Genomic DNA, 22308 nt, shown 5'->3' on the forward strand with positions numbered 1-22308 from the left:
TCTCCTTCGGTGGGGGGAAGAGTCAGCGCCACTCGTGGGTGAAGCGGACCGTTATGGCGTCACGGATCGAGTTGTGGACGATGCAGCCCCGCTCGGCCTTGAGCAGAGGCTTGGAGATCAGGTCCTGGAGGGCGGCGGGTGCCGACACCTGCACGGTGATCTCGGAGAAACGAGTCGGCGCACTCGCCAGGCTTCCGTCGACCTGGAAGCTGATCTCGGAGGCGTCGGCCTGCGGGTCCTCGGCCTTCAGGGCGGCGAGGAAGGTGCTCACGTAGCAACCGCCGAGTGCCAGAAGCAGCAGCTCCCCGCCCATGGGGCCGGCGTCGGTGCCCTCTTTCTCCTTGGGCCGGTCGATGGTGAGCGTGTGGTCTCTGGCCTGGCCCACGACGACGCTGCCGCCGACGGGGCGTAGGGACACACGGATTTCGGGCATGGTGATGTACGGACTCCTGTCCTGGAACGGGGCACACGAGGCTCGCCGTCAGGGGCGATGGGGATTCCTGGATGCCGGTGAGCAGGGACGGGCCTCAGCATCAGGACGGAATGCAGGCTTCCGGAGTGATCGTGGATGAACCTGGATGCGCTCCGTGGCGGGATGTCGACCCTCGGATACCGCTTGACAGTCGAGGCCCCATGCCGTCTAACTTGAAATGACTGTTCCAAGTTGTTGGTGGCCCAGGTGTCCCAGGGGGAGGATGTTCGTGCCGCAGGTACTGGATCCGGTGAAGGCCCGCACGATCGACGAGTTCATCGCGGAGCTGAGGCTGCTCAAGGCGTGGGCGGGCAATCCGTCGATCACCGAGATAACACGGCGCATCCACCGGGACTGGCAGCGGTCAGGACGCCCGCGCGGCGAGTGGCCGGCCCGCTCCACCGTGGGCAACTGCTTCCAGCTGGGCCGTCGGCGCCCCAACTCGGACCTTCTGCTGGCCGTGGTCCAGGCACTCGTCGGTGCTGACGAAGCCATCATCTCCGTCTGGCGGCAGTCGCTTCGTGCGGTGCTCGGCGAGGCCGAGGCCGCCGCACGAGTCAGTGCCTACGACCGGCTGCCCGCAGGACTTTCCGTGTTCGTCGGCAGAGCCGATCCGGTCGCCCGGGCGGAGGTCCTGCTGGCCTGCGACCGGGGCATGACGGCGTTGGCGCTGGAGGGCATGCCCGGGGTCGGCAAGACGTCGCTGGCCCTGCACATCGCTCACCGGCTGCTCGCCGGGGAACACACCGACGCACCCGTCCTGTTCGCGAACTTGAGAGGCTCCGCCCCGCAAGGCCCGTCCGCCGACCCGGCGGCGGTCCTGGAGACCTTCCTTCGCCTGCTCGGCACCACCGGCGACCGCATCCCGTACGACCTCGACGCACGCGCAGCCCTCTACCGGCAACTGCTGACAGGAACCGGCGCGCTGATCGTCCTGGACGACGCAGCGGACGCGGACCAGCTGCGCCCCTTGCTGCCCGGGGTCCGAGGATGCTGCACGGTGATCACAAGTCGGCGTGCCCTGACCGGCCTCGACGGAACCCCTCGCCTGTCGGTGCAACCGCTCGCCCCCGACGACTCCGTCGAGTTGCTGCGGGCGACAGCGGGAGCCGAACGCATCGCCCCGGACATACAGGCCGTCCACCGGATCGCCGACCTGCTGGGCCACCTCCCGCTGGCGCTGTCGGCCATCGGCCGCCACATGCGGGACCACCCCTCCTGGGCGCTCAGCGACTACTACCGGGAGCCCCTGATCACCCTGGCTCTGGAGGACGGCGTACGGACCGCGCTGTCCGCTTCCGACGCACGACTGCCGGAGAGCGCGCGGCGGCTGCTGCGCCTGTTGGCCCTGCAGCCGCTGCAGGAGATCGACGCCGCCACGGCTGCCGCACTCCTGGGCGAACTGCCCGCCGCGGCCGACCATCACCTCGCCACCCTGACGGCAGCACACCTGATCGAGCGCACCGCAGCCGGCGGCTTCCGACTTCACGCCCTCGTCCACGCCTACGCGGAGGAACGTATCTGCATCGATGAACCTGCCACCCGCATCCGCCAGGCCCTGAGCCGCCTGCTGGAGCACGGCCGCAGCCGCGACGCCGCCGTACGACTGGAAACCCGGGCCCTCCGCACACTCCGGCTGCCCATTCCCCGGCAGCACGCCGAGGCAGCCGAAGAGACCGGACCGCTGCAGCAGCTGCACGCAGGGCGGGTACTCGCAGCCTGAGGGGCCTCGCAGCCGATTCGCCCTGCAGACGAGAAGAGGAGGAGGCCGTGCCCGCCGACCAGCTCCCGGTCCTCGTCCTCGACGTCAACGAGACGCTCAGCGACCTCACGCCGCTGCGCGCCCGCTTCGAGGACGTCGGCGCCCCCGGACACCTGCTGCCCACCTGGTTCGCGGGAGTCCTGCGGGACGGCTTCGCGCTGACAGCAGCCGGCGCGTACGCGGACTTCGCGGACGTCGCACGCGACGGAGTACGGGCCGTGCTGTCCGGGCTTCAGGGCTGGGCGGGAGACGACGAGGCCGCGGCACGGCACATTCTGGACGGCTTCTCCGTCCTGGACGTACACCCCGATGTGCCGGACGGCGTACGGGAGTTGAGCGATGCAGGGTACCGGCTGACGGCGATGACCAACGGCAGCGTCGCCGTGACCGAGCAGCTACTGGACAAGGCAGGAGTGCTGGACCGTTTCGAGGCCCTGTCGGACGTACGCGGCCCGCGCTGTTGGAAACCGGCACGGGCCGCCTACCACTACGCCGTCGAGCAAGTCGGCGTACGCCCCGACCAGGCGCTGATGGTCGCGGTGCATCCCTGGGACATCGACGGGGCGCTGCGCGCGGGACTGGACGGTGCGTGGCTGCGGCGCGCAGCCACGGCGTATCCGCAGACGATGGCCTCGCCCGGTTACAGCGCACAGGACCTGCGGGAACTCGCGGGAGTGCTGACCGCGAGACAGCTGTGACGCCCTGAGGCCCCGGGGCGAATCCATGAATTACGGAACAGGGCTGCGTCGGCCTGGTCGGTGGCACGCCTGCAGGCCGGTGACAACGCACCGACAGCTCGGATGGCGACGAGGCGCACCCGTTCCGCTGTTGCCGCAGGGCAGCCTCGGCCACGGCAGCGTCGATGGCGCACTTGTGGCCGCGCGGCCTGCCCCCGTCAACAGTGCCGAGGCTGCAATCACAGGCCTGCTGGAGCTTGCGTCAGCACGGGACATCGGGGACAAAAAACACCCCCCTGACAGCGTTTCCGCAGGTCAGAGGGGCCTGAAAAGTGGAGCCTAGGGGAGTCGAACCCCTGACATCTGCCATGCAAAGACAGCGCTCTACCAACTGAGCTAAGGCCCCGGAAAGGGGGCATCCCCCGGAAGAACCGCGTACCGGTGGGCGCCGAAGACCAGAGTACCGGGTCACCCCCGGGATCTCGCAAAAAGATTGGGGGTCCCCGCGGGCGACCACTCTCCGTAAGATGCTCGGCGTGGTTCGCTACAGCGAACCACAGTACTTGGGGAAGCGATGGGGAGACGCAATGGACGCCGCACAGCAGGAAGCGACCGCAAGAGCGCGGGAACTGCAGCGGAACTGGTACGGGGAGCCGTTGGGGGCGCTCTTCCGTAAGCTCATAGAAGATCTCGGACTCAACCAGGCTCGTCTCGCGGGGGTGCTGGGGCTGTCCGCCCCGATGCTGTCGCAGTTGATGAGCGGGCAGCGGGCGAAGATCGGCAACCCGGCTGTCGTGCAGCGGGTGCAGCTGCTGCAGGACCTCGCGGGGCAGGTCTCGGACGGCAGTGTGAGCGCGGCCGAGGCCACGGAGCGCATGGAAGAGATCAAGAAGTCGCAGGGGGGCTCGGTGCTCAGCAACACCACGACCACGACGAGCAGTTCGGGGGCGCCCACGGTCAAGCGGGTGGTCCGCGAGATCCAGTCGCTGCTGCGCTCGGTGGCGGCCGCGGGGGACATCATCGACGCCGCGGACACTCTCGCCCCCAGCCATCCGGAGCTGGCAGAGTTCCTTCGGGTGTACGGCGCCGGCCGCACTTCCGACGCGGTCACGCATTACCAGTCGCACCAGAGCTGAGTCCGTGGTCCGGTCGCCGAAGGGGGTTCGGCAGCCGGGCAGACGGCCGAGGAGGGGCGCGGAGGCTCGTATCACTCATCACACTCGTCGAGGAACGGCGCTGGGGGAGTCGTACCACCCGTCGAGGGGCAGGCAAGGGGGGTAGCCGAAGGGGGAGGAGCGACGCACAGCCATGGGTGAGGTCTTCGCCGGCCGGTACGAACTGGTCGACCCGATCGGACGCGGAGGAGTCGGCGCTGTCTGGCGCGCCTGGGACCACCGCCGCCGTCGCTATGTGGCCGCCAAGGTGCTGCAGCAGCGCGACGCGCACTCTCTGCTGCGTTTCGTCCGCGAGCAGGCTCTGCGTATCGATCACCCCCATGTGCTGGCGCCCGCCAGCTGGGCCGCCGACGACGACAAGGTCCTGTTCACCATGGATCTCGTCGCCGGCGGTTCGCTGGTTCATCTGGTCGGGGACTACGGTCCGCTGCCCCCGGCCTTCGTGTGCACCTTGCTGGACCAGCTGCTTTCGGGGCTGGCCGCGGTCCATGCGGAGGGCGTGGTGCACCGCGACGTCAAGCCGGCCAACGTCCTGCTGGAAGCCACCGGCACGGGCCGGCCGCGGCTGCGGTTGTCCGACTTCGGCATCGCGATGCGGCTGGGTGAACCGCGTCTGACGGAGACCAATCTCGTGGTGGGGACGCCGGGTTATCTCGCGCCGGAGCAGATGATGGGCTCGGAACCGGACTTCCCCGCCGACCTGTTCGCGGTGGGCCTGGTCGCGTTGTATCTGCTGGAGGGTGCCAAGCCGGATGCCAAGGCGCTCATCCAGTACTTCGCGGAGCACGGGACGCCGAGCGCACCCAAGGGCATTCCCGAGCCGCTGTGGCAGGTTGTGGCGACGCTGCTGCAGCCCGACCCGCAGGCCCGGTTCCGTACCGCCACAGGGGCGCGCAAAGCGCTCGCCTCTGCCAGGGAGTTGTTGCCGGAGCCCGGCCCCGACGACGAGTTGATCGAGGTCTTCGACCAACTCGGCCCGCTCCCATCGGGGTTCGCCCCCTCGGGACCTCTCAAAGCCGCACCGGGGGTGGAGGTGAAGAGGGAGGCTGACACGCGCGGAACCGGTGTAAGTGGGGCCTTTTGGCGGCCCGTTGAGCGGTCTGTCGAGGCAGAGGCGTCCTCCGTGTCGTCGGCGTCGGACGCTGAGGCCGTGGCCTCCACGGGCGTCTCGCCGCTGCCCGATCCGCGTCAGGGGCCCGGTCACCAGCCTGAGCCGTCCGGCCCCATGCAGCCGCCCAGCATGTCGGACACCGGCAGCTTCCATCTGCCGCCCCCGCAGGCCACCGCCTCCTCCGCCCGCACTCCCCCTCCGCAGCCGCCGGCACCCGACGCACAGGCACACCCCGAACAAGACAGCCGGTACCAGCCCGCCTACGCCTCCCCCCATGACCCCACGCATGTACTGCCCTCCCCCCAGTCGTACACACCGCCGCACCCGGCCCAGGCCCTGACGCCGACACCGACACCGACGCCGTACCAGCGCCCTGACGTCTCCACTGTTTCGTACACCGCCCAGGCCCCTCAGGTTCCGCCTCCCGTGCAGGCCATCCCGCAGGAGACGACGCGCCGCAGCCATCGCGCCCGCCCCGCACGCCGCCCCGGCCCGCCCGCCAAGGTGGCGATCCCGCTCCTGCTTCTCGCGCTGACCTGCTACGCCGTGGGGTTCTGGGCGCTGACCCGTATCTGAACAACCGTCCGGCCGCTCCCGGTCCGAGGACCGCAGGACCTCACCGGGCCTCTTCGCGCGCGCCGGGCCGCGGGGCTCATCAGGCCCGGGCTCTCCGCCGGGCCGCGACCGTCCACGCCCCGAGCACGACGAGCACGACCGTGCCCGTTCCGATCCCGCCCGCGGCCACGGCCTTCATCGTGGCGTGGGCGTCCGGGGTCGCGCCCTCGGCGGCTGCCTGCCGGTCCTGCGCGGTGACCTCGAAGACGTCCCCCGGCACGGACTGCCCCTGGTAGCCGGGGCCGTCCTGCGCCGCGCCCTCGATCCCGACGCGCAACGTCAGCCTGAAGGGCCCGTCGCCGAACTTCTGGGCCACTCCCGCGGCGAGGTGCACCACCAGGTAGTACGAGCCGGCGAACCGCATTCCGTTCACGCGGTCGGGGATGGCGTAGCGGTTGCTGTAGTCGACGGCAGGCACCGCGGCGAGGGAGGCCGACTTCTGCTTGCCGTCGTAGCCGGTGCTCGCGTCCTCCACGTCGGCGCGGACGGGGTTGTAGAGCGTGAGAGCCAGGGCGTCGATGGCGTAGCGGCGGCCGTCACCGTTCACGCTGCCGAGTTCGGCCGTGGCGGACGGCTGCTGGCCCCAGCCGACCGGGACCTTGTAGAAGAGCGTCTGCCCGGGCGTGATGTCGGCGCTCCAGACGCCCTGCCCCACGGGGACCGCCCGGGAGAAGCCCGCGCCGCCCTGGCTGCGCTCGGCCGAGCCCGAGACGGGGGTGGGTGAGGCGGAGTTCCACACCGTGGGCGGGCCCGTCGCACCGGCCTGCTTCAGGGGCGGTTCGGTGGTGGTGGTGATCTCCAGGTCCCAGGCGCCGGGCGAGGAGTCCGCCGTGCCGGTGCGTTCGACGACGACGTAGTAGGTGCCGGCGCCCTGGCAGAGCGGGGCGGCCGGGGAGGTGGTCCGTGCGCCCCATGCCGTGATGGGGTGCGGGCTCTTGGCGGCGCCGAAGCGGGCGCGTTCGTTGGAGCAGGAGTGGTTGTCGGCGTCCTGCACCGACACCCTGATGCCGTCGGTGATGGAGAGCGTGGCGTCCGCGCGGGGGATGGCGGTGACGGAGACGTAGGCGTTGGACGCGGCGTCGAGATGAAGGCGGTAGTAGAGCGTCGCGTCCCTGGGGAGGGAGCTGCGGTAGGTCCTGCCGGCTTCGAGGGGCTCGGCGCCCGTGGTCCCTTTCGCGCCGTCCACAGGCTGTGCGTCCTCCGCGAAGGCGTAGGCGGAGGCGGCGGAGGAGACGCCGGTGCTCGGGGTCTCGGCTGCCGCCGCGGCGGCAGCCGTCCAGGGCGCCGCAGCGGCAGTGCACAGCACCGCAGCCACGGCCGTCACGCGCGCGCGTGCCGAGGGACGCCCGCGCCATGCTCTCGCGCGCCACCACGCCGTACGCCGCCCCATCACGCGCCACCCCTCGTCGTCGTCCGGACCGCTGGACCGTGGCCCATCCTGCCCCGCGAGGCCGGGCCTCATCCGGGCAACACAAAACCCCGACCGCAAGGACGGCCGGGGTCTGTTCAGATTCGGTTGTCGATACTCACGAACCCGTGGGCACGGAGTCGGTCGCCTCCGTCCACAGATCCTGCTCGGCGCGATCCGCCTGGATCTGGCGGTACACGAGGAGCCCGCCGATGGCGGCCAGTGCGACCAGGAGAAGCTTCTTCACCGCGCGACCTCGTCTTTCCTTGACGTAGGGGACTTCTGGCGCCCGACTATACACACCGACCGATACCGATCGGTGACCTGCGTGGGCCCTCAACTGCCCTCCGGCAAACCGCAGTAGAACCGGAGCTCACCGCTCCGATCTGAGGGTGATCACACTCCCACGGACGGTTACTTTGCTCTTCATTCTCCTATTTACGAGCGGTTTGCGCCCATCCGGGTGTTGTTCATCTGAACATCGCCGCGCCACGGGCGTCGGTCCACCACTTCGCGGCCCCGATACACATCATGAGGAAAGTACGCAAATCGCCCGACCCGAAAGTGAGGGGCCATGGCCCAGAACCAGGTCATGAAGCTGTGGAACGTCCTCGTCACCGCCTTCCTCGCGCTGTGCACGACGCTCGGACTCATCACGACGACCGCCGCCGCGGCGGTACCGCAGATCGAGGCGACCGGCAACTGCAGCGCGCCGGTGACGATCCCGACGGCACCCCACTGGTCCTGGGCCTACGCCAGGGCCCTGCCCCCCACGATGAAGCAGCGCATCCGCGCCGAGGCCCACGGAAAGTCCCCCAGCTGCCGCCACAGCCCCCTCACGGAGACGGAGGCGGGCACGGACCTCTCCGAGCCGGCCACTCCCCTCCAGCTGTGAGGCACCGCTCCTGCAACCCGGCGTAACGGCGAACTTGCGTACCCGAACCGCCCACGAAGAAGACCCCCAACCGGAATCGGTTGGGGGTCTTCTTCGTGCTGTGGGGCTAACAGGATTTGAACCTGTGGCCTCATCCTTATCAGGGATGCGCTCTAACCAACTGAGCTATAGCCCCGCCGCGCTCTGCGGTGTGTGTCCCGCGCGCTGACCCCTGAAGATTAGCGCACGACGTGGGCAGTCCCAAAATCGGTTGTCTCAGGGACGGGGGCAGGACCGGCGCCAGAGGTTTTGAGTGACGTTCGCGGTTGGTGTCACCCGTCCTCGGCGCGGGTCACGGTCAATGTCACTAGTCCTCGGCGCGGGTCACGGTCAATGTCACTCGTCCTCGGCGAGCGTCAGCTCGATGCCGCCGACGAAGCCCGCGGAGAGGTTGTAGATGAACGCGCCGAGGGTCGCGAGAGCCGTCGCGAGGACGACGTCGATGACCGCGATGATCGACGTGAACATCAGGACATGCGGGAGCGACAGGAACGACTGCAGGTCGAAGCCGTTCGACTCGTTGGAGCCGGTGGCCTCCGAGATCGTGCCGCCGACCGTCGAGAAGACGCCCATCGCGTCCATGACCATCCACAGGACTGCGGACGCGACGATCGTGCAGATGCCCAGCGCGATGGAGAGCAGGAAGCTCACCTTCATGACCGACCAGGGATCGGCCTTCGCCACGCGCAGACGTGCCTTGCGGATACGGGGCGTGGTGCGCGCTCCGGTGCGCGGCCGCCGTACGGCACCGGTCGGTGACTGGGCGGGTGCCTGTGCCTGGTTCTGGTAGGCCTGCGGCGGGTGGTAGGGCCCGGCGGGCTGCTGCGGCTGCCGCTCACCGGGGAGCGGAGAGGCCGCCTGGGGCGGTGCGGGCTGGGCCGGAGGCTGCTGCGGCTGCGGCTGGGCGGCGGGAGCCGCCCCGGCCTTGTGCTGCTGCGTCTGCGGGCCTCGGGCTTCCGTCACAGTTCCCCCCTGGGATCCATGAGTCTCGGACGAGGACGAGTCTGTCTCCGCTGCGTCGATCTTGCGCAGTTGGGTCGTGTGCGGATCCGTCGCACGCGCGGCGGAGCCACGGCCGCCTCCGTCCGACTCCGTACCCGTGGGGGTAGCGGCCGATCCGGCGCCCGTGGCTCCGCTCACGATGACTCACTCCTCGTGCTACTCGGCAGAGGGCGCCTCACCCTCGTCCGTGCCGGTGGTCGCGGCACCTTCGGCGGTCTCGTCGACGGCCACATCGCCGTCGACCTCCTCCGCCTCGCGTCCCGCCTCGGCGTTACGAGCGATACCGACGACGGCATCGCGCTTGCCCAGGTTGATCAGTTGGACGCCCATGGTGTCACGGCCCGTCTCCCTGACCTCGTTGACTCGCGTACGAATCACACCGCCCGACAGCGTGATGGCGAGGATCTCATCGGTCTCCTCGACCACCAGTGCGCCGACCAGCGAACCGCGATCCTCCACGATCTTGGCAGCCTTGATACCGAGGCCGCCGCGACCCTGGACGCGGTACTCGTCGACGGCAGTCCGCTTCGCGTACCCACCGTCCGTAGCAGTGAACACGAACGTACCGGGTCGAACAACATTCATCGACAGAAGTTCATCGCCCTCACGGAAACTCATGCCCTTGACACCGGAGGTGGCACGGCCCATGGGCCGCAGGCTCTCGTCCGTGGCGGTGAACCTGATCGACTGTGCCTTCTTGCTGATCAGAAGCAGATCGTCATCGGGCGAAACGAGTTCGGCGCCGATCAGTTCGTCGTCCGAACCGTCCTCCGTCTCCCGAAGGTTGATCGCGATCACGCCGCCGGAGCGGGGTGAATCGTAATCCTTCAGCGGCGTCTTCTTGACCAGGCCGCCCTTGGTGGCGAGGACCAGGTACGGCGCCGCCTCGTAGTCGCGGATCGCGAGGATCTCAGCGATCGCCTCGTCCGGCTGGAAGGCGAGCAGGTTCGCGACGTGCTGGCCGCGCGCCTCACGGCCGGCGTCCGGAAGCTCATAGGCCTTCGCACGGTAGACGCGGCCCTTGTTGGTGAAGAACAACAGCCAGTGGTGCGTGGTCGACACGAAGAAGTGGTCGACGATGTCGTCCTGCTTCAGCTTCGTGCCGCGCACGCCCTTGCCGCCCCGCTTCTGCGAGCGGTAGTCCTCCGTCTTGGTGCGCTTGATGTAGCCGCCGCGCGTGATGGTGACGACGATGTCCTCTTCGGCGATCAGGTCCTCCATGGACATGTCGCCGTCGAAGGGCACCAGCATCGTCTTGCGGTCGTCGCCGAACTTCTCGACGATCGCGGCGAGTTCCTCGCTGACGATGCCGCGCTGACGGACCGGGGAGGCGAGGATCTCGTTGTACTCGGTGATCTTCGCCTGGAGCTCGTCGTGCTCCTGGATGATCTTCCGGCGCTCCAGGGCGGCCAGCCGGCGCAGCTGCATCTCGAGGATGGCGTTCGCCTGGATCTCGTCGATCTCCAGGAGCTCCATCAGGCCCGCGCGCGCGATGTCGACGGTGTCACTGCGCCGGATCAGCGCGATGACCTCGTCGATGGCGTCCAGGGCCTTCAGCAGACCGCGCAGGATGTGCGCCCGCTCCTCGGCCTTGCGCAGCCGGAAGCGCGTGCGGCGGACGATGACCTCGATCTGGTGCGTCACCCAGTGGCGGATGAACGCGTCCAGGGACAGCGTGCGCGGAACGCCGTCGACCAGCGCCAGCATGTTGGCGCCGAAGTTCGACTGCAGGTCGGTGTGCTTGTAGAGGTTGTTCAGGACGACCTTGGCGACCGCGTCCCGCTTGAGCACGATGACCAGGCGCTGACCGGTACGGGAGCTGGTCTCGTCGCGGACGTCCGCGATGCCGCCGATCTTGCCGTCCTTCACCAGGTCGGCGATCTTCTGCGCGAGGTTGTCAGGGTTGGTCTGGTACGGCAGCTCCGTCACCACCAGGCACTGGCGGTTCTGGATCTCCTCGACCTCGACGACCGCGCGCATGGTGATCGAGCCGCGGCCCGTGCGGTAGGCCTCCTCGATGCCCTTACGGCCCACCACCAGGGCGCCCGTCGGGAAGTCCGGGCCCTTGATGCGCTCGATGAGGGCGTCCAGGAGTTCCTCGTGCGAGGCGTCCGGGTTCTCCAGGTACCACTGGGCGCCGGCCGCGACCTCGCGCAGGTTGTGCGGCGGGATGTTCGTCGCCATGCCGACCGCGATGCCCGCCGAGCCGTTGATCAGCAGGTTCGGGAAGCGGGCCGGCAGGACGGTCGGCTCCTGGGAGCGGCCGTCGTAGTTGTCCGTGAAGTCGACGGTCTCCTCGTCGATGTCACGGACCATCTCCATCGACAGCGGCGCCATCTTGCACTCGGTGTAGCGCATGGCCGCCGCCGGGTCGTTGCCCGGAGAGCCGAAGTTGCCGTTGGAGTCCACCAGCGGCATCCGCATCGACCACGGCTGCGCGAGGCGGACCAGCGCGTCGTAGATCGAGGAGTCGCCGTGCGGGTGGTAGTTGCCCATGACGTCGCCGACGACACGGGCGCACTTGTAGAAGCCGCGCTCGGGGCGGTAGCCGCCGTCGTACATGGCGTACAGGACGCGGCGGTGGACGGGCTTGAGACCGTCCCGGACGTCGGGCAGCGCACGCGAGACGATGACGGACATCGCGTAGTCGAGGTACGAGCGCTGCATCTCCGTCTCGAGCCCGACGGGCTCGACACGCTGTGCGATGTCGCCGCCCTGTTCAGGCGTGAGGGGGGTGTTCTCGTCGGCCATTGCTGGTGAAGATCCTTCCTGGTGCGGTCAGCTGAGACCGACTCAGATGTCGAGGAAGCGGACGTCCTTGGCGTTGCGCTGGATGAACTGGCGGCGCGCCTCGACGTCCTCGCCCATCAGGACCGAGAACAGGTCGTCGGCCTGCGCGGCGTCATCCAGGGTGACCTGGCCGAGCACTCGGTGCTCCTGGTCCATCGTCGTGATGCGCAGCTCCTCGGCGTTCATCTCGCCGAGGCCCTTGAAGCGCTGGATGGAGTCCTCACGCACCCGCTTGCCGCGCTGGCGGCCCAGCTCGAGCAGCGCGTCGCGCTCGCGGTCCGAGTACGCGTACTCGGTGTCGTCCCGACCCCACTTGATCTTGTAGAGCGGGGGACGCGACAGGAACACGTGCCCGGCCTCGACCAGCGGCCGCATGAAGCGGAACAGGAAGGTCAGCAGCAGGGTGTTGATGTGCTGGCCGTCGACGTCGGCGTCCGCCATCAGGATGATCTTGTGATAGCGGAGCTTCTCGATGTCGAAGTCCTCGTGCACGCCCGTGCCGAAGGCGGAGATCAGTGCCTGGATCTCCTGGTTCTGCAGGATCTTGTCGATCCTGGCCTTCTCGACGTTGAGGATCTTTCCTCGAATCGGGAGGATCGCCTGGTACTGCGGGTTGCGGCCGGACTTGGCCGAGCCGCCGGCGGAGTCACCCTCGACGATGAAGATCTCGCACTTGGTCGGGTCGTTCGACTGGCAGTCGGAGAGCTTGCCCGGCAGGGACGCCGACTCAAGGAGGCCCTTACGACGCGTCAGGTCACGGGCCTTGCGGGCCGCCACGCGCGCGGTGGCCGCCTGGATGCCCTTGCGGATGATGTCCGCCGCCTCGTTCGGGTTGCGGTCCAGCCAGTCGTTGAGGTGCTCGTAGACCGCCTTCTGGACGAAGGTCTTCGCCTCCGTGTTGCCCAGCTTGGTCTTGGTCTGGCCCTCGAACTGCGGCTCGCTCAGCTTCACCGAGATGATCGCCGTCAGACCCTCGCGGATGTCGTCACCCGTGAGGTTGTCGTCCTTCTCGCGCAGCAGTTTCTTGTCGCGCGCGTACTTGTTGATCAGGTTGGTGAGCGCCGCGCGGAAGCCCTCTTCGTGCGTGCCGCCCTCGTGCGTGTGGATGATGTTGGCGAAGGAGTACACACCCTCGCTGTAACCGCTGTTCCACTGCATCGCGACTTCGAGGGAGAGGCTCTTCTCCTTGTCCTCCGCCTCGAGGTCGATCACCGTCGGGTGCACCACGTCGCCCTTGCGGGAGTTGAGGTACTTCACGAAGTCGACGATGCCGCCCTCGTAGTGGTACGTGACGTGTTTGACCTCGGCGGTCTCGTCGGCACCCGCCTCGTCCGCACCGGAGGTGGCTTTCGCCGACTCGCGCTCATCAGTGAGTTTGATCGTCAAACCCTTGTTGAGGAACGCCATCTCCTGGAAGCGCCGCGAGAGCGTCTCGAAGGAGTAGTCGGTGGTCTCGAAGATGTCGGCATCGGCCCAGAAGGTGACCGACGTGCCGGTCTCCTCGATGGCCTCGTGCTTGGCGAGCGGCGCCGTGGGGACGCCCATCTTGTAGTCCTGCGTCCAACGGTGACCGTCGGTCCTGACCTCGACCGCGACCTTCGAGGACAGCGCGTTCACGACGGAGACGCCGACGCCGTGCAGACCACCGGAGACCGCGTAGCCGCCACCGCCGAACTTGCCGCCCGCGTGCAGAACGGTCAGCACGACCTCGAGTGCCGGCTTGCCCTCGGAGGGCACGATGCCCACCGGGATGCCACGGCCGTTGTCGACCACGCGCACGCCGCCGTCGGCGAGGATCGTCACGTCGATGGTGTCCGCGTGGCCGGCCAGTGCCTCGTCGACGGAGTTGTCGACGACCTCGTACACGAGGTGGTGCAGCCCTCGCTCACCGGTCGAGCCGATGTACATACCGGGGCGCTTGCGGACCGCGTCCAGGCCCTCGAGGACGGTGATGGCGCTGGCGTCGTACGAGGCGGTGACCTCGCCGTTCGACGAGGTCACCGCGCCGTTCTCGCCGGCGTCGGTGGACGGGATGTTCTCGTTGGGGTTGCCGGAATCGGCCACGAAGCGCCCTTTCTGGCACAGCACGAGCCAGGCTCTGGGGGGACCCCTCCGGGGGAGGGTTGCCGGAGCGGCTGCGGCATGTTGCGTTGGTAAGCCTTGTTCAGCGTTGCTCAGCTTTTCCCGGACATCCCCACGACTGGGGCGGGATTGGCTTCCAGTCTACCGGTAGCGCCGACAGTGATGGGGGTTTGCCGGTACCTGAGTCCTCATGTGGCGCCCTGAACCGGCGTCTGCCGGGTCCCCATATACGGAGCAGGGCTCCAAGAGGCTCACAGAGGCACTCAGCGCTTCCGGCTGTCAACCCTTTGCTACTTGGGAGTCAGGTCGCAATTCGCAACCGTGTGCGGTGGTACGACACGGAGGCCGCCGGAGCCACGACCGGACCACCGACGGCCTGCAGATGTGAGGTCTGTCACCCATACGTGTCGCCGGGCCCCGTGCTGCCCGGGGCACGCAGGGGACCGTAGCGACGGGCGGGACCACTGGGACCATTCACCTTGATCATCTTCACCGCGCCGTGCCCGAGGTCCTCGTTGAGCCGGGCCACCAGCGTCGGGGCGAGCAGGCGCAGATTCGTCGCCCAGGCCGTCGAATCGCAGCGCACCACCAGGACGCGCTCGTCCTCGTCGTACTTCTCCGGCTCGCAGTGCTTGGCCACGTCCTCGCCCACGATCTGCGGCCACCGGCCCATCACCCCGCCCACCGCCGCCGGCGTCTCCCAACCGCGCTCGGTGATCAGCCGGTTGATCGCAGCACCGAGCGCCATGGGGTCGCGCCCGTCAGCACGCGCGCCGGAGCGCAGACCACCGCGCCGCGCCTGCTTCTTCTGCAGCGCCGCATCCCCACGCGCGCGTGCCTGTTCCTTCGCCGCCCTCAGCGCCACGCGCGCGAGGTCGACGCCGGACGGCTCGGGGGCCGCCTTCTTGGCCGCGGGCTCTTCGTCCGTCATGCGCGCTCCACCGTCCCGTCCGACACGGAGTACCGCGTCCCGGTCAGTACGTGCGGTACGTCGTCGTCGACCGCGGCCGTCACCAGCACCTGCTCACCGGGCGCGACCAGCTCCGCCAGGCGCTCCCGGCGCCGGGTGTCGAGCTCCGCGAAGACATCGTCGAGGACGAGCACCGGCTCGTTGCCCTCGGCCCGCAGCAGGTCGTACGAGGCAAGGCGCAACGCCAGCGCATACGACCAGGACTCCCCGTGGGAGGCGTACCCCTTGGCGGGCAGCTGACCGAGTTTGAGAAGCAGATCGTCCCGATGCGGTCCTACGAGGGTGACGCCCCGCTCGATCTCCTGCTTGCGCGCCTCGGCGAGCGCCCCCATCAGCTGCTCGTAGAGATCCTCACGGGTATGGGCCTCACCGGGCGCGGACGGCTTGTACTCCAGGCCGACCGGACCGCCCCCCGGCGCCAGCTGCTCGTACGCCTTGTCGGCCAGCGGCTGGATCGCCGCGACCAGATCCAGCCGCTGGGCGAACAACTCGGCGCCCGCGCGCGCGAGATGCTGGTCCCAGACGTCGAGCGTGGACAGGTCCATGGAGCGGCCGCCGTGCCGACGGGCCAGCGCTGCCGACTTCAGGAGTGTGTTGCGCTGCTTCAGGACCCGCTCGTAGTCGGAGCGCACACCGGCCATGCGCGGGGAGCGGGCGGTGATCAGCTCGTCGAGGAAACGACGCCGCTCACCGGGGTCCCCCTTGACCAGGGAAAGATCCTCGGGCGCGAACAGGACGGTCCGCACGATGCCCAGCACGTCACGCGGCCTGACCTGCGAGGACCTGTTGATGCGGGCGCGGTTGGCCTTGCCGGGGTTCAGCTCCAGCTCGACCAGCTGCTGCCGCTCGCCCTGTTTGACCTGAGCCCGGATGACCGCGCGATCCGCGCCCATGCGCACCAGAGGGGCGTCGGAAGCCACCCGATGGCTGCCGAGGGTGGCGAGATACCCGACGGCCTCGACGAGGTTCGTCTTGCCCTGCCCGTTCGGGCCGACGAAAGCCGTGACACCCGGGTCGAGCGGGACTTCGACCCGGGCGTACGAGCGGAAGTCGGCCAGCGACAGGTGCGTGACGTGCATGGTCGGTCGCCGACCTCCCCCAGGTTGCGGGCTGACTTTTCAACAGCCCTGTGGATTACTTTTTCTCGACCGCGTGGCCGCCGAACTGGTTCCGCAGCGCCGCGATCATCTTCATCTGCGGAGAGTCCTCCTGACGCGACGCGAACCGCGCGAAGAGGGAGGCCGTGATCGCGGGCAGCGGCACGGCGTTGTCGATGGCGGCTTCCACAGTCCAGCGTCCCTCGCCGGAGTCCTGTGCAAAACCTTTCAGCCTGTCCAGGTGCTCGTCCTCGTCGAGGGCGTTCACCGCGAGGTCCAGCAGCCAGGAACGGATGACCGTGCCCTCCTGCCAGGACCGGAAGACCTCGCGCACATCTGTGACCGAGTCGACCTTCTCCAGCAGCTCCCAGCCCTCGGCGTAGGCCTGCATCATCGCGTACTCGATGCCGTTGTGGACCATCTTCGCGAAGTGTCCCGCACCGACCTTGCCGGCGTGCACCGCGCCGAACGTCCCCTCGGGCTTCAGCGCGTCGAAGACCGGCTGCACCTTGGCGACGTTCTCCGCGTCACCGCCGTACATCAGCGCATAGCCGTTCTCCAGGCCCCAGACACCGCCGGAGACACCGCAGTCGACGAAGCCGATGCCCTTGGCCGCCAGCTCCTCGGCGTGCTTCTCGTCGTCCGTCCAGCGGGAGTTGCCGCCGTCCACGACGACGTCTCCCGGCTCCAGGAGCTCGGCCAGCTCGTCGATCGTCGACTGGGTGGGACCGCCGGCCGGGACCATCACCCAGACCACGCGGGGCCCGCTGAGCTTGCCCACAAGTTCTTCCAGGCTGTGGACATCGGCAAGGTCCGGGTTGCGGTCGAATCCGATCACGGTGTGGCCTGCGCGGCGTATCCGCTCGCGCATGTTGCCGCCCATCTTGCCGAGGCCGACGAGACCGAGCTCCATCAGTTGTTCCTTAGGTTGCTGTGTGGCGTGTGGGGCACGTTCGTACCTGCGTCCGAGCCTAAACCCGGACGCTCGCGCACACCTGTGGGCATACCCGCTCATAAGTACGCCCCGACCTGCGGATTCCCTGAGGGGAGCGATCAGCCGCTGAGCCGCACGGGCATGATCAGGTACTTGTAGGCCTCGTCCGCCTCGGCATCCAGCGCCGGCTTGCCGCTGAGCAGCGCGGGCTTGGTGGACGTCGTGAACGACAGCTGCGCCACCGGCGAGTCGATGGCGCTCAGGCCGTCCAGGAGGAACGTCGGGTTGAAGGCGATCGAGATGTCGTCGCCTTCCAGCTGCGCATCCACACGTTCCACAGCCTGTGCATCGTCACTGGAGCCGGCCTCCAGGATCAGCACGCCCTGCTCGAAGCTCAGCCGCACCGGGGTGTTGCGCTCGGCGACCAGGGCCACACGCTTGACGGCCTCCACGAAGGGGGCGGTCTCGATGACGGCGACGGTGTTGAACTCCGTCGGGAACAGCGTGCGGTACTTCGGGAGGTCGCCCTCGAGGAGGCGGGTGGTCGTACGCCGTCCGGCGCCCTCGAAACCGATCAGCCCCTCGCCCGCGCCCGAGCCGGACAGCGCCAGGATCACGCTGTCACCGCTCGTGAGGGCCTTGGCGGTGTCCAGCAGCGTCTTGGCGGGCACCAGGGCGACCGCGGAGGCCTCGGGGTTCTCCGGCTTCCACAGGAACTCGCGGACCGCGAAGCGGTAGCGGTCGGTGGAGGCCAGGGTCACGGTGTCGCCCTCGATCTCGATGCGCACACCGGTGAGGACGGGCAGCGTGTCGTCACGGCCGGCCGCGATGGCCACCTGGGCGGCCGCGGAGGCGAAGACCTCACCGGGGACGGTGCCCGTGGCGTTCGGCATCTGCGGCAGCGCCGGGTACTCCTCCACAGGCAGGGTGTGGAGTGTGAATCGGGAGGACCCGCAGACCACGGTCGCCCGTACACCGTCTGTGGAAATCTCTACGGGCCGGTTGGGGAGGGCGCGGGAGATGTCGGCGAGCAGCCGGCCGGAGACGAGGACGGTGCCCTCCTCCTCGACCTCCGCCTCCACGGACACACGCGCGGAGACCTCGTAGTCGAAGCTGGACAGGCTCAGAGCACCGTCCTCGGCCTTCAGCAGGAGGCCGGCGAGGACAGGCGCCGGCGGACGGGCCGGGAGGCTGCGCGCCGCCCAGGCAACTGCCTCCGCGAGTACGTCGCGTTCCACCCGGATCTTCACTGTTGCCGCCTCCTGCTGTTGCCGGCGCTTCTCGCCCTGCCTGGCTTCGTCGTCTGTCTCGGTGTCGTCGGTCCCTGCGGTGGGAAGGACACCGGGGAACAGTCTGACGCACGGCACTGACAGTAGGTGCCTCTCGGGGTCAAGTCGTGACGAGGGGCAGCAGGGAGCCGAACGGCAAGTTGTGCACAGGACCCCCTTCGAAACGAACTTCTCGCTCTCTCTAGTCGGGAGTAGTAGTAGGGCCTGTGGAAACCGTGGATAACCCTGTTTTCCCAGCTCAGAGGCAAGATTTTGTCCACCGCCCCTGTGGGCGGAGACAGTGGACAACTTTGCAGATCTGTGGAGAACGGAAAGTTCTGCACATCCCGTGCACAGCCTGAGGTGAGTTCTCCCCAGCGCCGTCCCCAGCTTTGCCCACGTTGCCCACAGCTCAACCCGGCACCTTTGTGTGACGCCTTTCACTCGACGCGGTGATCAGGCGCGTCACGTTGCCGAACAGTGGACAGCGCTGTGGAGAAGGTGGCGTTCCTTGGGGACAATCAAGCCCAGCCTGTGGGTTGTCGGTGGACAACTTCGTGCACAGCTTGTGGATCACTTGTCCGTCCACAGTCTGTGGAGATCCTTCGTCCACCGTTCCACAGCCCCTTGAGCTGCTTGGATGGTTTTTCAACCGGCCGCCTGTGGATCGTGCTCTGGACAACTTCGCGGTCCCCAAGGTGTGGACAGCAGAAAGTTCACGAATCTGTGGAGAGTGGCCGTAACTCGGCAGGTAATCGAACAGCGGGCATCCCCGGCATGAAGAAGGGCGCCCCGGGAGCGTGTCCCGGGGCGCCCTCGACGAGGTGCGTCTGTGGCTGTCAGCCGTTCTTGATGCGGTTCGTCAGCTCGGTCACCTGGTTGTAGATGGAGCGTCGCTCGGCCATCAGATTGCGGATCTTGCGGTCGGCGTGCATGACCGTGGTGTGGTCGCGGCCGCCGAACAGTGCGCCGATCTTCGGCAGGGAGAGATCCGTCAGCTCCCGGCACAGGTACATGGCGATCTGGCGGGCCGTCACCAGCGCGCGGCCTCGTGACGTGCCGCACAGGTCCTCGACGGTGAGGCCGAAGTAGTCGGCGGTCGCGCTCATGATGGCCGTGGAGGTGATCTCGGGGGCCGAGTCCTCGCCGCCGGGGATCAGGTCCTTGAGGACGATCTCGGTGAGGCCCAGGTCCACCGGCTGCCGGTTGAGCGACGCGAACGCCGTCACGCGGATCAGCGCGCCCTCCAGTTCGCGGATGTTGCGCGAGATGCGGGAGGCGATGAACTCCAGCACCTCCGGCGGGGCGTTGAGCTGTTCCTGGACCGCTTTCTTGCGCAGGATCGCGATGCGGGTCTCCAGCTCGGGCGGCTGGACGTCGGTGATCAGGCCCCACTCGAAACGGTTCCGCAGCCGGTCCTCCAGCGTCACCAGCTGCTTGGGCGGCCGGTCGCTGGAGAGCACGATCTGCTTGTTGGCGTTGTGGAGCGTGTTGAAGGTGTGGAAGAACTCCTCCTGCGTCGACTCCTTGTCCGCGAGGAACTGGATGTCGTCGACGAGCAGGATGTCCATCTCGCGGTACCGCTTGCGGAAGCTGTCGCCCTTGCCGTCGCGGATGGAGTTGATGAACTCGTTGGTGAACTCCTCCGAGCTCACATAACGCACACGTGTACCCGGGTAGAGGCTGCGCGCGTAGTGCCCGATCGCGTGCAGCAGGTGGGTCTTGCCGAGGCCGGACTCCCCGTAGATGAACAGGGGGTTGTACGCCTTCGCGGGTGCCTCGGCGACGGCGACCGCGGCGGCGTGTGCGAAGCGGTTGGATGCGCCGATGACGAACGTGTCGAAGAGGTACTTCGGGTTCAGGCGCGCGGTGGGCTCACCGGGGCCGGTGGCCGGCGCGGGCTTCGCGGCCAGCGGGCCGGGTGCGCCGCTGGAGGCGGGCAGCGAAGAGCCGACGGGGCCGCCGCGGTGGACGTGCCCGGAGCCGGAGGGCTGCTCGGGCAGTTCCCGGCGGGCGTCGCGCTGGTCGTAGTCGGGGCGCGGCTGGTCGTAGTCCGGGCGCGGTTGGGCGTAGTCGGGTCGCTGCGCTTCGTACGGCGGGCGCTCCATCGACTGCGGACGGTAGTCCTGGGGTGGCGGGGCGTACGAGTCCTGTGCCGGGGAGCCGTAGGAGTCCTGGGGCGGCGATGCGTACGGGTCCCGCTCGGGGAAGCCGAGGCGCTGCTGCTGCCAGCTGTACTCGTCCTGCGACGGGCGCGGCCAGGCGCCGGGCTCGGGGCGCTGGTACTCCGAGGGGTAGGCCGGGCGGGCGGTGGGGAGCTGGTCGCCCTGGTCGCCGGGGAGTTGCTCGGGGCGGTTCACCCGGTGGTCGCCCGCGCGGTGGCGGCCGTAGCCGTCGTACTGCCCGGAGGGGAGTTCGGGCTCCTCGTAGCGCGGCTGGGGGCGGGCGGGGGGCGCCGGAGGTGCGGGGGGATCGCCCGCGGAGTCGTCGACGGTGATCGCGATGCGGATCGGGCGGCCGCACTCGCGGCTCAGGGTTTCGCTGACGATGGGGGCGAGGCGGCCTTCGAGCACGCCTTTCGCGAACTCGTTCGGGACGGCCAGCAGGGCGGTGTCGGCGACCAGCGCGAGTGGCTGGCAGCGCCGGATCCAGTGCTCGTCCTTTGTCTCTACGCCCTGCCCTCGGCCCTCGCCGAGAAGTTGTTCCAATACTCGTGGCCACACTGCGGCAAGATCGGCAGGTACGTCAGCCACAGGGCACGCTCTCTCACGGGTCCCACGAACGTGTGATGGTGGGACGGGTCGGGATTCAAATGGGGTGGGGCAGGTACAAGGGAACGAATCGGAGTTCAGCCACGGTAGTCAGGGCGACGGGTGCGGTTCAAGTTGTTGTCCCCAGGCTGTGGATAGTGTCTCCCAGTGACCGCTGGTTTGACCGGATGGCGTAGCCCCGCGTACCGTAACCAGGTCGAGTTGTCGATGGCTGCTGCCGCCTGCCTCCGATGGGCACAGATCATTTGGGTGATCGGGAAGCGGTGCACTCGGGCGTTACTGCGAGCTACTCGTGGGCGCACGGTGACAGCCAGGACGGCACCCCGCCACTACCGATTGATTTCTGGAGCCCCCGAGTGAGCAAGCGCACCTTCCAGCCGAACAACCGTCGTCGCGCCAAGACCCACGGCTTCCGCCTGCGGATGCGCACCCGTGCCGGCCGCGCGATTCTGGCGAACCGCCGCAGCAAGGGTCGCGCCAGCCTGTCCGCCTGATCCCGGTCAGGTCATGCCGTCGTGCTGCCCACCGAGAACCGGCTGAGGCGGCGCGAGGACTTCGCGACCGCGGTACGACGGGGGCGCCGGGCCGGACGCCCTTCCCTCGTCGTCCATCTTCGTAGCGGTGCCACGGACCCGCACGCGCCTGGGGAGAGCGCTCCCCCGACGCGTGCGGGTTTCGTCGTGAGCAAAGCCGTGGGTGGTGCGGTGGTACGCAACAAGGTCAAGCGCAGACTGCGCCACCTGATGCGTGACCGAGTCGCCCTGTTGCCCCCCGGTAGCCTGGTAGTCGTACGAGCGCTGCCCGGTGCGGGCGACGCCGACCATGCACAACTGGCCCGAGACCTGGATGCCGCCATCGAGCGGCTGCTGGGAGGGGGCGCGCGATGAAGTACCCGCTGCTGGCTCTGATCAAGCTGTACCAGTGGACGATCAGTCCGCTGCTCGGGCCGGTGTGCAAGTACTACCCGTCGTGTTCCCACTACGGCTACACGGCCATCGACCGGCATGGTGCGATCAAGGGCACTGCGCTCACCGCGTGGCGCATCCTGCGGTGCAATCCGTGGTCGCTGGGCGGTGTGGATCATGTCCCGCCGCGCAAGCGTCCGCGGTGGCACGAAATGCTGCGTGGCGCCTGGCGTGCACGCAAGGGCGGGCCCTCCGCCGGCGAACCGGCCACCGAGGAGAATCTTCCTTCGAGCCCGGCCGCAGAGACCTCGTCCCATGCCCAAGGAGCATGATTA

The 22308-nt window shown here is 68.5% G+C and carries 19 protein-coding genes and 2 tRNA genes; 8 read left to right on the forward strand and 13 right to left on the reverse strand.

The window, feature by feature from the left end; translation table 11 throughout:
• Positions 1–22: 22 nt before the first annotated feature.
• Positions 23–433 (reverse strand): OsmC family protein, encoded by a 411-nt coding sequence (locus tag AB0N07_RS11690; RefSeq protein ID WP_365834066.1) that lies wholly within the window; start codon positions 431–433, stop codon positions 23–25.
• A 268-nt stretch (positions 434–701) separates the two neighbouring features.
• On the opposite strand from AB0N07_RS11690, the gene AB0N07_RS11695 reads away from it, so the two are divergent.
• Both AB0N07_RS11695 and AB0N07_RS11700 read left to right on the forward strand, forming a co-directional pair.
• Entirely contained in the window at positions 702–2195 is a 1494-nt protein-coding gene (locus AB0N07_RS11695) for an NB-ARC domain-containing protein (protein WP_365834067.1), read from the forward strand.
• Positions 2196–2242: 47 nt separating this feature from the next.
• The gene (locus AB0N07_RS11700) at positions 2243–2932 is read left to right on the forward strand and encodes a haloacid dehalogenase type II (RefSeq protein ID WP_365834068.1); all 690 of its coding nucleotides are present in this window, start codon (positions 2243–2245) and stop codon (positions 2930–2932) included.
• 312 nt (positions 2933–3244) lie between these two features.
• On the opposite strand, the gene AB0N07_RS11705 is transcribed toward AB0N07_RS11700, so the two are convergent.
• Positions 3245–3317 (reverse strand) — tRNA-Ala (locus AB0N07_RS11705).
• Positions 3318–3498: 181 nt separating this feature from the next.
• Here AB0N07_RS11705 and AB0N07_RS11710 point away from each other — a divergent pair.
• Positions 3499–4047, forward strand: a complete 549-nt coding sequence (locus AB0N07_RS11710; RefSeq protein ID WP_365834069.1) for a DNA-binding protein — start codon at positions 3499–3501, stop codon at positions 4045–4047.
• Positions 4048–4219: 172 nt separating this feature from the next.
• Positions 4220–5773: a protein kinase gene (locus tag AB0N07_RS11715; RefSeq protein ID WP_365834070.1), complete on the forward strand. Its 1554-nt coding sequence runs from the start codon at positions 4220–4222 to the stop codon at positions 5771–5773.
• A 79-nt stretch (positions 5774–5852) separates the two neighbouring features.
• Here AB0N07_RS11715 and AB0N07_RS11720 read toward each other — a convergent pair whose 3' ends face one another.
• Both AB0N07_RS11720 and AB0N07_RS11725 read right to left on the reverse strand, forming a co-directional pair.
• Positions 5853–7136, reverse strand: a complete 1284-nt coding sequence (locus tag AB0N07_RS11720) for a hypothetical protein (RefSeq protein ID WP_365834071.1) — start codon at positions 7134–7136, stop codon at positions 5853–5855.
• A 202-nt stretch (positions 7137–7338) separates the two neighbouring features.
• A complete protein-coding gene (locus AB0N07_RS11725) occupies positions 7339–7467 on the reverse strand; it encodes a DLW-39 family protein (protein WP_003999697.1) in 129 nt (42 codons plus the stop codon).
• Between the two features lie 327 nt (positions 7468–7794).
• On the opposite strand from AB0N07_RS11725, the gene AB0N07_RS11730 reads away from it, so the two are divergent.
• The gene (locus AB0N07_RS11730; protein ID WP_365834072.1) at positions 7795–8115 is read left to right on the forward strand and encodes a DUF6344 domain-containing protein; all 321 of its coding nucleotides are present in this window, start codon (positions 7795–7797) and stop codon (positions 8113–8115) included.
• A gap of 101 nt (positions 8116–8216) precedes the next feature.
• Here AB0N07_RS11730 and AB0N07_RS11735 read toward each other — a convergent pair.
• From AB0N07_RS11735 to dnaA, 9 genes are all read right to left on the reverse strand, one after another.
• Positions 8217–8290 (reverse strand) — tRNA-Ile (locus AB0N07_RS11735).
• 200 nt (positions 8291–8490) lie between these two features.
• The gene (locus AB0N07_RS11740; protein ID WP_365834073.1) at positions 8491–9294 is read right to left on the reverse strand and encodes a DUF3566 domain-containing protein; all 804 of its coding nucleotides are present in this window, start codon (positions 9292–9294) and stop codon (positions 8491–8493) included.
• An 18-nt stretch (positions 9295–9312) separates the two neighbouring features.
• The gene (gyrA, locus tag AB0N07_RS11745) at positions 9313–11907 is read right to left on the reverse strand and encodes a DNA gyrase subunit A (RefSeq protein ID WP_365834074.1); all 2595 of its coding nucleotides are present in this window, start codon (positions 11905–11907) and stop codon (positions 9313–9315) included.
• 42 nt (positions 11908–11949) lie between these two features.
• Positions 11950–14034, reverse strand: a complete 2085-nt coding sequence (gene gyrB, locus AB0N07_RS11750; RefSeq protein WP_365834075.1) for a DNA topoisomerase (ATP-hydrolyzing) subunit B — start codon at positions 14032–14034, stop codon at positions 11950–11952.
• Positions 14035–14422: 388 nt separating this feature from the next.
• Positions 14423–14959 (reverse strand): DciA family protein, encoded by a 537-nt coding sequence (locus tag AB0N07_RS11755; protein ID WP_365834076.1) that lies wholly within the window; start codon positions 14957–14959, stop codon positions 14423–14425.
• On the reverse strand, positions 14956–16077 hold the full coding sequence (gene recF, locus AB0N07_RS11760) for a DNA replication/repair protein RecF (RefSeq protein ID WP_365834077.1): 1122 nt from the start codon (positions 16075–16077) through the stop codon (positions 14956–14958). Before recF ends, AB0N07_RS11755 begins: the two co-directional genes overlap by 4 nt.
• 55 nt (positions 16078–16132) lie before the next feature.
• A complete protein-coding gene (gene gnd, locus AB0N07_RS11765; protein ID WP_365834078.1) occupies positions 16133–17008 on the reverse strand; it encodes a phosphogluconate dehydrogenase (NAD(+)-dependent, decarboxylating) in 876 nt (291 codons plus the stop codon).
• A 140-nt stretch (positions 17009–17148) separates the two neighbouring features.
• Positions 17149–18279, reverse strand: coding sequence for a DNA polymerase III subunit beta (dnaN, locus tag AB0N07_RS11770; protein ID WP_030938963.1), 1131 nt, complete (start codon positions 18277–18279; stop codon positions 17149–17151).
• Between the two features lie 857 nt (positions 18280–19136).
• Positions 19137–21050, reverse strand: a complete 1914-nt coding sequence (dnaA, locus tag AB0N07_RS11775) for a chromosomal replication initiator protein DnaA (RefSeq protein WP_365834079.1) — start codon at positions 21048–21050, stop codon at positions 19137–19139.
• Positions 21051–21424: 374 nt separating this feature from the next.
• On the opposite strand from dnaA, the gene rpmH reads away from it, so the two are divergent.
• From rpmH to yidD, 3 genes are read left to right on the forward strand one after another with little or no spacing between them, the layout of a single operon-like run.
• The gene (gene rpmH / locus AB0N07_RS11780) at positions 21425–21562 is read left to right on the forward strand and encodes a 50S ribosomal protein L34 (RefSeq protein WP_005482975.1); all 138 of its coding nucleotides are present in this window, start codon (positions 21425–21427) and stop codon (positions 21560–21562) included.
• Positions 21563–21583: 21 nt separating this feature from the next.
• On the forward strand, positions 21584–21955 hold the full coding sequence (gene rnpA / locus AB0N07_RS11785; RefSeq protein ID WP_078912589.1) for a ribonuclease P protein component: 372 nt from the start codon (positions 21584–21586) through the stop codon (positions 21953–21955).
• Positions 21952–22305 (forward strand): membrane protein insertion efficiency factor YidD, encoded by a 354-nt coding sequence (gene yidD, locus AB0N07_RS11790; RefSeq protein ID WP_266957591.1) that lies wholly within the window; start codon positions 21952–21954, stop codon positions 22303–22305. The genes rnpA and yidD overlap by 4 nt, the downstream gene beginning before the upstream one ends.
• The last annotated feature ends 3 nt before the right edge of the window (positions 22306–22308 follow it).

It is taken from the genome of Streptomyces sp. NPDC051172, from assembly GCF_040682555.1.
Classification (GTDB): Bacteria; Actinomycetota; Actinomycetes; order Streptomycetales; family Streptomycetaceae; genus Streptomyces.

What these genes read in the sequence shown, in the direction of transcription:
- AB0N07_RS11690 (WP_365834066.1), bottom strand. Translation starts at nt 433, where the DNA reads ATGCCCGAAATCCGTGTGTCCCTACGCCCCGTCGGCGGCAGCGTCGTC.
- AB0N07_RS11710 (WP_365834069.1), top strand. Translation starts at nt 3,499, where the DNA reads ATGGACGCCGCACAGCAGGAAGCGACCGCAAGAGCGCGGGAACTGCAG.
- AB0N07_RS11715 (WP_365834070.1), top strand. Translation starts at nt 4,220, where the DNA reads ATGGGTGAGGTCTTCGCCGGCCGGTACGAACTGGTCGACCCGATCGGA.
- AB0N07_RS11730 (WP_365834072.1), top strand. Translation starts at nt 7,795, where the DNA reads ATGGCCCAGAACCAGGTCATGAAGCTGTGGAACGTCCTCGTCACCGCC.
- gyrA (WP_365834074.1), bottom strand. Translation starts at nt 11,907, where the DNA reads ATGGCCGACGAGAACACCCCCCTCACGCCTGAACAGGGCGGCGACATC.
- AB0N07_RS11755 (WP_365834076.1), bottom strand. Translation starts at nt 14,959, where the DNA reads ATGACGGACGAAGAGCCCGCGGCCAAGAAGGCGGCCCCCGAGCCGTCC.
- recF (WP_365834077.1), bottom strand. Translation starts at nt 16,077, where the DNA reads ATGCACGTCACGCACCTGTCGCTGGCCGACTTCCGCTCGTACGCCCGG.
- gnd (WP_365834078.1), bottom strand. Translation starts at nt 17,008, where the DNA reads ATGGAGCTCGGTCTCGTCGGCCTCGGCAAGATGGGCGGCAACATGCGC.
- yidD (WP_266957591.1), top strand. Translation starts at nt 21,952, where the DNA reads ATGAAGTACCCGCTGCTGGCTCTGATCAAGCTGTACCAGTGGACGATC.